Raw genomic sequence first — 8065 nt, 5'->3', positions numbered from 1 at the left:
CTCTCGTTAAGGAACTCGGCAAAATGACCCCGTAACTTCGGGAGAAGGGGTGCTCTGGTAGGGTGAATAGCCCGAGAGAGCCGCAGTGAATAGGCCCAGGCGACTGTTTAGCAAAAACACAGGTCTCTGCAAAACCGTAAGGTGACGTATAGGGGCTGACGCCTGCCCGGTGCTGGAAGGTTAAGAGGAGGGGTTAGCGCAAGCGAAGCTCTGAATTGAAGCCCCAGTAAACGGCGGCCGTAACTATAACGGTCCTAAGGTAGCGAAATTCCTTGTCGGGTAAGTTCCGACCCGCACGAAAGGCGTAACGATCTGGGCACTGTCTCAACGAGAGACTCGGTGAAATTATAATATGCGTGAAGATGCGCATTACCCGCGACAGGACGGAAAGACCCCGTGGAGCTTTACTGTAGCCTGATATTGAATTCCGGTGCAGCCTGTACAGGATAGGTAGGAGCCTTGGATTCCGGAGCGCCAGCTTCGGAGGAGGCGTTGGTGGGATACTACCCTGGCTGTATTGGACTTCTAACCCATGCCCGTGATCCGGGCAGGAGACAGTGTCAGGTGGGCAGTTTGACTGGGGCGGTCGCCTCCTAAAGAGTAACGGAGGCGCCCAAAGGTTCCCTCAGAATGGTTGGACATCATTCGTAGAGTGCAAAGGCATAAGGGAGCTTGACTGCGAGACCTACAAGTCGAGCAGGGTCGAAAGACGGGCTTAGTGATCCGGTGGTTCCGCATGGAAGGGCCATCGCTCAACGGATAAAAGCTACCCCGGGGATAACAGGCTTATCTCCCCCAAGAGTCCACATCGACGGGGAGGTTTGGCACCTCGATGTCGGCTCGTCGCATCCTGGGGCTGTAGTCGGTCCCAAGGGTTGGGCTGTTCGCCCATTAAAGCGGCACGCGAGCTGGGTTCAGAACGTCGTGAGACAGTTCGGTCCCTATCCGTCGCGGGCGCAGGAAATTTGAGAAGAGCTGTCCTTAGTACGAGAGGACCGGGATGGACATACCGCTGGTGTACCAGTTGTCTTGCCAAAGGCATCGCTGGGTAGCTATGTATGGACGGGATAAATGCTGAAAGCATCTAAGCATGAAGCCCCCTTCAAGATGAGATTTCCCATTACGCAAGTAAGTAAGATCCCTCAAAGATGATGAGGTGGATAGGTCTGGGGTGGAAGCACGGCGACGTGTGCAGCTGACAGATACTAATCGATCGAGGACTTAACCTATTTTTAAGAAGTACTACTTGATGTACACAATGTCTTTTATTCAGTTTTGAGTGAACAATTCAAAAGTTTTTCAAAAAACGTTTGACAAATCCGCTCAGTTTGGTATAATAATCATGGCTTTGAAAACAGTTCAGTGACGATGGCGAAGAGGTCACACCCGTTCCCATACCGAACACGGAAGTTAAGCTCTTCAGCGCTGATGGTAGTAGGGGGCTTCCCCCTGTGAGAGTAAGACGTCGCTGGTCTGTGAAAAATGTTGTAAACCTTGTGCCACATACCAATTATAATTATTCCGCAGTAGCTCAGTGGTAGAGCAATCGGCTGTTAACCGATCGGTCGTAAGTTCGAATCTTACCTGCGGAGCCAAAATTGGAGAGCTGTCCGAGTGGCCGAAGGAGCACGATTGGAAATCGTGTAGGCGGTTTGCGCTGCCTCAAGGGTTCAAATCCCTTGCTCTCCGCCAGTTTTCATACTTATACTTTATATGGCCCCTTGGTCAAGCGGTTAAGACACCGCCCTTTCACGGCGGTAACACGGGTTCGAATCCCGTAGGGGTCACCATTTCAAACATTGTATCTCCAATGAAATTTGGAGAAGCGAGCAGAACAAGGAAGCAATTGAGAGAAAGAAGGAGCGTACAATAGTACGTGACTGATTTACCCAGGAGGATTAGCTCAGCTGGGAGAGCACCTGCCTTACAAGCAGGGGGTCGGCGGTTCGAGCCCGTCATCCTCCACCATTTAATTTATAGTATTATCGCGGGGTGGAGCAGTGGTAGCTCGTTGGGCTCATAACCCAAAGGTCGCAGGTTCAAATCCTGCCCCCGCAACCAAGGTCCCGTGGTGTAGCGGTTAACATGCCTGCCTGTCACGCAGGAGATCGCGGGTTCGATTCCCGTCGGGACCGCCATTATCTTTTACATAGCTTTGTCTTAAGTTGTGATCTTAAACATAGCAAATGTGGCTCAGTAGCTCAGTCGGTAGAGCAAAGGACTGAAAATCCTTGTGTCGGCGGTTCGATTCCGTCCTGAGCCACCATTTATTATTAATATGCCGGTGTAGCTCAATTGGTAGAGCAACTGACTTGTAATCAGTAGGTTGAGGGTTCAAGTCCTTTCGCCGGCATCCTTACTGGTGGGGTAGCGAAGTGGCTAAACGCGGCGGACTGTAAATCCGCTCCCTCCGGGTTCGGCGGTTCGAATCCGTCCCCCACCACCATTTAGGGGCATAGTTCAACGGTAGAATAGAGGTCTCCAAAACCTTTGGTGTGGGTTCGATTCCTACTGCCCCTGTATTTTTGAAATTATTTTATGGCGGTCGTGGCGAAGTGGTTAACGCATCGGATTGTGGTTCCGACACTCGGGGGTTCGATTCCCCTCGTCCGCCCCATGCATAATCCCATCATTGTTGTACTATAATAAATACTATCATGGCGGTCGTGGCGAAGTGGTTAACGCATCGGATTGTGGTTCCGACATTCGGGGGTTCGATTCCCCTCGTCCGCCCCATTAGTGGGGTATAGCCAAGCGGTAAGGCAACGGACTTTGACTCCGTCATTCGTTGGTTCGAATCCAGCTACCCCAGTTGGTTTCGCGGAAGTAGTTCAGTGGTAGAATACGACCTTGCCAAGGTCGGGGTCGCGGGTTCGAATCCCGTCTTCCGCTCCACTATGTTGGCGGCATAGCCAAGCGGTAAGGCACGGGTCTGCAACACCCTTACCACCGGTTCGATTCCGGTTGCCGCCTCCAAATTTTATAAATTATTACTTATCATGCCCGAGTGGTGGAATGGCAGACACGTCGCACTCAAAATGCGATGCCGCGAGGCGTGCCGGTTCAAGTCCGGCCTCGGGTATCACCAAAAGAACACAGCCTTTGCTGTGTTCTTTTTTTGTTTTTAAAAATTAAAATTAACTAAAAGATGTAAGACAAGCAAAGGGATGCATCAAAGTGTTTTCAAACCGAATCAAACATAAACAACAAACAATTCTGTTCTAGAACGCACCAATACAGCCATAGACAGCAACTTGACTGGCCAGAATAAACATAGGAATTTTCCGTACAAAAAAGAGGCGCCCAAAAAGTCAAATGAAAATGACTTCTCAGACAGCCTCCATAGAGGAGAAACATGAATTTGTTTAGATGCATTTGTAAGGGTTCATTGCCGTTGCCATGGATGGTTATGGGTTATAGGTCAAAGTGTGAAAGGAAATGGGTCATCGGTTTAGACTAGTAAAGTTGTGTTTCTGTTCCTCGCTCCATGCTCCGGAAAGGAGTCTCACCTTTCCGAAGATCAGAAATAATTAGAACCATCAAATTCTAGGTTGATCGTATAATTTTTTGTGTTGATTCGGTTAGAGAGCTGGTGTGCTGTCTTTTCTGCCAGCTGTGCTTTTTGCCGATAAATTTCTGGGTCAAATAAAGCTACACGATAGACGGTAGTAGTTTCTGCATACCCGTATTGGAGCTCCTCTTTATTTGCCAATGATAATTCTTTATAAAAGGTTGCTTTTGCTCGTAGTTGGATTGCTAATTCAATCGCTTCTACCAAGGTGATCTGCTGTCCTTCGAAGTCTACGGAATGTGTACTGTTTGCCTTGTAGATGAGGAAGTCGAGCGTACGCTGATCTTTTCTTACTTGCTCCATTTCGTTTTCAACGTCATTTAAGGTTCTAGGAACAGGTGGTGGCGCAGTGCCTTTTTCCACAGTAATAAAAGCTACCCGGCGCGCTTCTGTTTCCAGTTCACGCAGTTGTTTGGATAGAATGCTCTTTAGTTTTATACCTTCTGCTAATGTGATGCTCATTATTTCACCCCGTTATCTATGTCGCAGGAGGAATTCTACGCATTTAACACTGTACTAAAGTGATTCCCTCCATTTATACTGGTAAACATTTTTGCGCATGCTTCAGTCAGTTGTATAGCTTCTGTGCTATCTAATGAAGGACGAATAAAAAGCAGCTGCAGTATATTTATCGTTTCTTCTGTAACGGCAGTGCGAATAGAATCGACGTGAGGGCTGCCAAAAGGGCTGTAGTCGTCGGTTAAAAGAAGAAGTTTGTCAAAGGTGTTGAAATGGTTGTTCAAGCCTTCATAGCCATCCTCGGCAGTTCCAAGTGCCAACTGAATGTTTCCAGCTATCTTGTCTGAGTCGTAAATGACAGTAGGTATTTCATATTGCAATGAAAAGAATGTATTCAAATCTTCCGCGCTATGAAATGAGGGAGTATATTTTCTTGCCCTAATTTTTCTCATAAGCACTTCCATTGCCGAAGGATTGGTCAATGGATCAGAACCAAGTGTTCTCCAAATAGATTGCCATTCTGCCAAGCCCGGAAATTCGGTTAACTCTTTATCGAGCAGTTCAAAATAGAGTTGTTCTTGAAATAATTGCAAACGACCTTTTAGCATCTGAGGTGATGCGGAGACAATTGTTTTGGTATAATGAATTATGCCTAATTTAAAATCAGGAATTTTAGTGAATATAGAAGGATGGATAGTAAGTTGCATCAGAATCACCCACATGTAATTTTACTCCATCTTATCATAAGGGAGGCGGGGAATGGTGAAAGTCGCTCAGTTGCAGCAAGAGATACGTGAGTTTGCGGCGTCCATTGGAATAGACAAAATAGGTTTTACGACAGCTGCCCCGTTTGTGAAATTAAAAGATCGTCTGAAACAGCAACAAGAGCTAAACTATCAGTCGGGCTTTGAAGAGCCGAATGTGGAGAAACGTACGAAGCCGCTTTTATTGCTGGAGGGTGCGGAGAGTATTATCTCGATAGCTGTCGCCTATCCTTCGAAAATGGCTGACAGTCCTCGTGGTAAGAAAGGCGAGCGACGGGGTATGTTTTGCAGGGCTTCTTGGGGCGAGGATTACCATACGGTGTTGCGGGATAAACTTGCGCAGTTGGAGCTATTCATCCTTACGAAGGTACCGGATGCCAGACTCCGTTCGATGGTCGATACGGGAGAGTTAGTGGATCGCGCAGTAGCGGAACGAGCAGGCATTGGCTGGTCGGCGAAAAATTGTTCCATCATTACGCCGGAGTTTGGGTCGTATGTCTATCTAGGTGAGATGATTACGAACTTGCCGTTTGCGCCTGACAGGGCTATGGAAGATCAGTGTCTGGATTGCACATTATGTTTGGATGCATGTCCTACAGGCGCGCTTATTCAGCCGGGTCAATTAAATGCTCAGCGTTGTATTGCTTTTTTGACACAGACGAAGCAGCCAGTGCCTGAAGAGTTCAGACAGAAGATAGGAAATCGTTTATATGGCTGTGATACGTGCCAAACGGTTTGTCCGAAGAATAAAGGGATGAATCATACGCATCAACCAGCCTTTACACCCGAGCCTGAACGTGTAAAACCTCTGTTATTGTCGCTCTTGTCATTGTCTAATCGGCAGTTTAAAGAGCAGTATGGACATATGTCGGGGTCATGGCGAGGCAAAAATCCAATTCAACGCAATGCGCTTATCGCATTAGCCCACTTTAAAGATGAGTCGGCTATTCCCGAACTGGGGAGATTAGTGAGAGAAGATGCTCGTCCAATGATCAGGGGGACAGCTGCTTGGGCACTCGGACGAATTGGTACCGAGCCGGCTGAAGAGATATTGCAAAAAGTATCACAAATTGAACAAGACGAAGCAGTTATAGCAGAAATTAACAAAGCGATGAAACAGTTATCTAGTAACCAAAAGAAAGAAGTGTAAGAAATGACAATTCACGTAGCTTTATTCGAACCACAAATTCCAGCAAACACGGGAAATATCGCACGTACTTGCGCCGGGACAGATACAGCCCTCCATTTAATTCGCCCTTTAGGTTTTTCGACGGAAGATAAAATGCTAAAGCGAGCGGGCTTGGATTATTGGGAGCATGTGGACATTACGTATCATGATGGAATTCAAGAATTTTTAGATGCATATCCAGAAGGAGAATTTTATTTCATTACGAAATTCGGAGAGACGAGCTATGATTCATTCGATTACTCGGATTCGGAGAAGGATGTATTCTTTGTCTTTGGTAAGGAAACGACAGGGTTGCCGAAAGAGATTATTGCGAAACATAAAGAAACTTGTTTACGCATCCCGATGAACGATGAACATATCCGTTCATTGAACCTATCCAACACGGCAGCAATTTTAATCTATGAAGCCTTGAGACAACAGAAGTTTGCTCATTTAACGTAAAAAAAGGGGACGGGCATATTGCCCGTCCCTTTTTATATACTTATCGTTTTGGTTGACCTGGCTTGTCTTCGTATCCACCTGTAAAGATGGCAGATAAAAACGCGAAACAGACAGCTGCAATTAATAATAGTCTCATGGTTTGTACCTCCTGTAAAATCAGTAGTCCTTCAAACAGTATACCGTAAAAGCAGAAAAAATGAAATGTTCTTCGTTATACTTTGTGACAGGTTCTCAACAATTATTAATGCGGCAGAAATATTAGCTGATAGGCGAACAAAACAGCGAAAATATAAAGCAGCAAGGGAACTTGTCTACCTTGTCCTTTTGTCAATTTCAATAATGGATACGTAATGAAACCTAACGCAATCCCTGTAGCGATACTCGATGTCAGAGGCATTGTCAAGATTACAAGGAACGCAGGAAATGCTTCATCAAATGTATCCCAGTCGATGTGTTTGACGGCACTGATCATCAAGCTTCCTACAATAATCAGGGCAGGAGCAGTGATGGCCGCGACGCCAGATACAGCACTGACGACAGGACTGAAGAACGCTGCCAATATAAATAGGAAGGCTACGGTCAACGTCGTCAACCCTGTACGGCCTCCTACGGCGACGCCTGAGGACGATTCTACGTAAGCTGACGTTGGACTCGTTCCAACCATTGCGCCGACTGAGGCGGCCAGTGAATCGGCAAGAAGCGCATGACGTGCACGCGGCAAAGATTTACCCTTCATCAAACCTGCCTGCTTGGCAACACCAATCATCGTTCCCGTAGTATCGAACAACGTAACGAGCAGGAAAGCGAAGACGACACCGTATAGTCCGTGTGAGATGACATCACCCATCGCTTGTATTGGGTTCCAAACGAGAATGCCTTCAGGCAGATGTGGCATTTTCATGAAACCTTCGAACTTTAATTGTTTCGTAAAGACGGCGACGATGCCAGTTGTAAACATTCCAATAAAAATCGCTCCGTAAACATTTAAGTTCATTAAGATAATTGTAACAATCAATCCAAAGAGAGTCAGAAGTACACCTGGAGAAGTCAGGTTTCCAAGTTGTACAATATTGGATTCATGCGGTGCGACCAACCCGGATAAACGCAGTCCTAAAAATGCGATGAACAGGCCGATGCCCGCCGTAATTCCATGTTTTAAATTCTCTGGAATAGATTCGATCAGCTTTTCCCGGAACGAAGTCATCGATAGTAAAAAGAAGATGAGACCCGCGATAAAGACGGCGGAAAAAGCAGTCAGATAATCGAGTTGACCATCAGAGCCGATGACCACAGAAGCAAAATAGGCGTTCAATCCCATCCCCGGAGCAATCGCTATAGGATAATTGGCGAACAAAGCCATCCATACTGTACCGATTACAGTAGCGATGATGGTTGCCAGAAATACCTGATCGAAAGGAACACCCGCATCTGCAAGGATGATTGGGTTGACGATGACAATATAAACCATGGTCAGAAATGTAGTCATTCCTGCCAATAATTCAGTTTTAACGGTTGTATTATTCTTTTTTAATTGAAACACTATACATTCTCCCCTTAAATGACGAACAAAAGTAAAGACCATAGACCATATTATTCGTTTCAGCGACAGAAATCAACCCACTATATTGAAAAAGTTATTCG

The 8065-nt window shown here is 46.3% G+C and carries 5 protein-coding genes, 16 tRNA genes and 2 rRNA genes (1 of these 23 cut by a window edge); 20 read left to right on the top strand and 3 right to left on the bottom strand.

Annotated elements, in window-relative coordinates:
• The 18 genes from MKX97_RS13660 to MKX97_RS13575 all read left to right on the top strand — a co-directional run.
• Positions 1-1229, top strand: a 23S ribosomal RNA gene (locus MKX97_RS13660) (it extends 1697 nt beyond the left edge of the window).
• A gap of 129 nt (positions 1230-1358) precedes the next feature.
• Positions 1359-1474 (top strand): 5S ribosomal RNA (gene rrf, locus MKX97_RS13655).
• Between the two features lie 46 nt (positions 1475-1520).
• A tRNA-Asn gene (locus tag MKX97_RS13650) sits at positions 1521-1595 on the top strand.
• A 5-nt stretch (positions 1596-1600) separates the two neighbouring features.
• Positions 1601-1692: transfer RNA gene (locus tag MKX97_RS13645), tRNA-Ser, on the top strand.
• A gap of 23 nt (positions 1693-1715) precedes the next feature.
• A tRNA-Glu gene (locus MKX97_RS13640) sits at positions 1716-1790 on the top strand.
• Between the two features lie 102 nt (positions 1791-1892).
• Positions 1893-1968: transfer RNA gene (locus tag MKX97_RS13635), tRNA-Val, on the top strand.
• Positions 1969-1986: 18 nt separating this feature from the next.
• A tRNA-Met gene (locus MKX97_RS13630) sits at positions 1987-2061 on the top strand.
• A gap of 1 nt (position 2062) precedes the next feature.
• Positions 2063-2138: transfer RNA gene (locus MKX97_RS13625), tRNA-Asp, on the top strand.
• 52 nt (positions 2139-2190) lie between these two features.
• Positions 2191-2266: transfer RNA gene (locus tag MKX97_RS13620), tRNA-Phe, on the top strand.
• A gap of 14 nt (positions 2267-2280) precedes the next feature.
• Positions 2281-2353, top strand: a tRNA-Thr gene (locus MKX97_RS13615).
• 8 nt (positions 2354-2361) lie between these two features.
• Positions 2362-2446, top strand: a tRNA-Tyr gene (locus tag MKX97_RS13610).
• Between the two features lie 3 nt (positions 2447-2449).
• Positions 2450-2520 (top strand) — tRNA-Trp (locus tag MKX97_RS13605).
• A 21-nt stretch (positions 2521-2541) separates the two neighbouring features.
• Positions 2542-2617 (top strand) — tRNA-His (locus MKX97_RS13600).
• A gap of 43 nt (positions 2618-2660) precedes the next feature.
• A tRNA-His gene (locus MKX97_RS13595) sits at positions 2661-2736 on the top strand.
• Between the two features lie 4 nt (positions 2737-2740).
• A tRNA-Gln gene (locus MKX97_RS13590) sits at positions 2741-2812 on the top strand.
• An 8-nt stretch (positions 2813-2820) separates the two neighbouring features.
• Positions 2821-2895, top strand: a tRNA-Gly gene (locus MKX97_RS13585).
• 7 nt (positions 2896-2902) lie between these two features.
• A tRNA-Cys gene (locus MKX97_RS13580) sits at positions 2903-2976 on the top strand.
• Between the two features lie 25 nt (positions 2977-3001).
• Positions 3002-3082 (top strand) — tRNA-Leu (locus MKX97_RS13575).
• A 438-nt stretch (positions 3083-3520) separates the two neighbouring features.
• Here the strand turns inward: MKX97_RS13575 and MKX97_RS13570 are convergent.
• Together MKX97_RS13570 and MKX97_RS13565 are read right to left on the bottom strand one after the other, a co-directional pair.
• Positions 3521-4033 (bottom strand): hypothetical protein, encoded by a 513-nt coding sequence (locus MKX97_RS13570; RefSeq protein WP_342536214.1) that lies wholly within the window; start codon positions 4031-4033, stop codon positions 3521-3523.
• Between the two features lie 35 nt (positions 4034-4068).
• Positions 4069-4752: a phenylalanine--tRNA ligase beta subunit-related protein gene (locus tag MKX97_RS13565; RefSeq protein WP_342536213.1), complete on the bottom strand. Its 684-nt coding sequence runs from the start codon at positions 4750-4752 to the stop codon at positions 4069-4071.
• 40 nt (positions 4753-4792) lie between these two features.
• Between MKX97_RS13565 and queG the strand changes: the two genes are divergently transcribed.
• Together queG and trmL are read left to right on the top strand one after the other, a co-directional pair.
• Positions 4793-5944 carry a tRNA epoxyqueuosine(34) reductase QueG gene (gene queG, locus MKX97_RS13560; protein ID WP_342537511.1) on the top strand — a complete coding sequence of 384 codons (1152 nt, stop codon included), beginning with the start codon at positions 4793-4795 and terminating at the stop codon, positions 5942-5944.
• A 3-nt stretch (positions 5945-5947) separates the two neighbouring features.
• Positions 5948-6424: a tRNA (uridine(34)/cytosine(34)/5-carboxymethylaminomethyluridine(34)-2'-O)-methyltransferase TrmL gene (gene trmL / locus MKX97_RS13555; RefSeq protein ID WP_009498319.1), complete on the top strand. Its 477-nt coding sequence runs from the start codon at positions 5948-5950 to the stop codon at positions 6422-6424.
• A 241-nt stretch (positions 6425-6665) separates the two neighbouring features.
• On the opposite strand, the gene MKX97_RS13550 is transcribed toward trmL, so the two are convergent.
• Positions 6666-7964, bottom strand: coding sequence for an NCS2 family permease (locus tag MKX97_RS13550; RefSeq protein ID WP_342536212.1), 1299 nt, complete (start codon positions 7962-7964; stop codon positions 6666-6668).
• Positions 7965-8065 lie beyond the last annotated feature (101 nt).

The sequence above is a fragment of the Sporosarcina sp. FSL K6-3508 genome, from assembly GCF_038615825.1.
GTDB classification, from domain to species: domain Bacteria; phylum Bacillota; class Bacilli; order Bacillales_A; family Planococcaceae; genus Sporosarcina; species Sporosarcina newyorkensis.
This window is presented reverse-complemented; position numbering and strand designations above follow the sequence as displayed.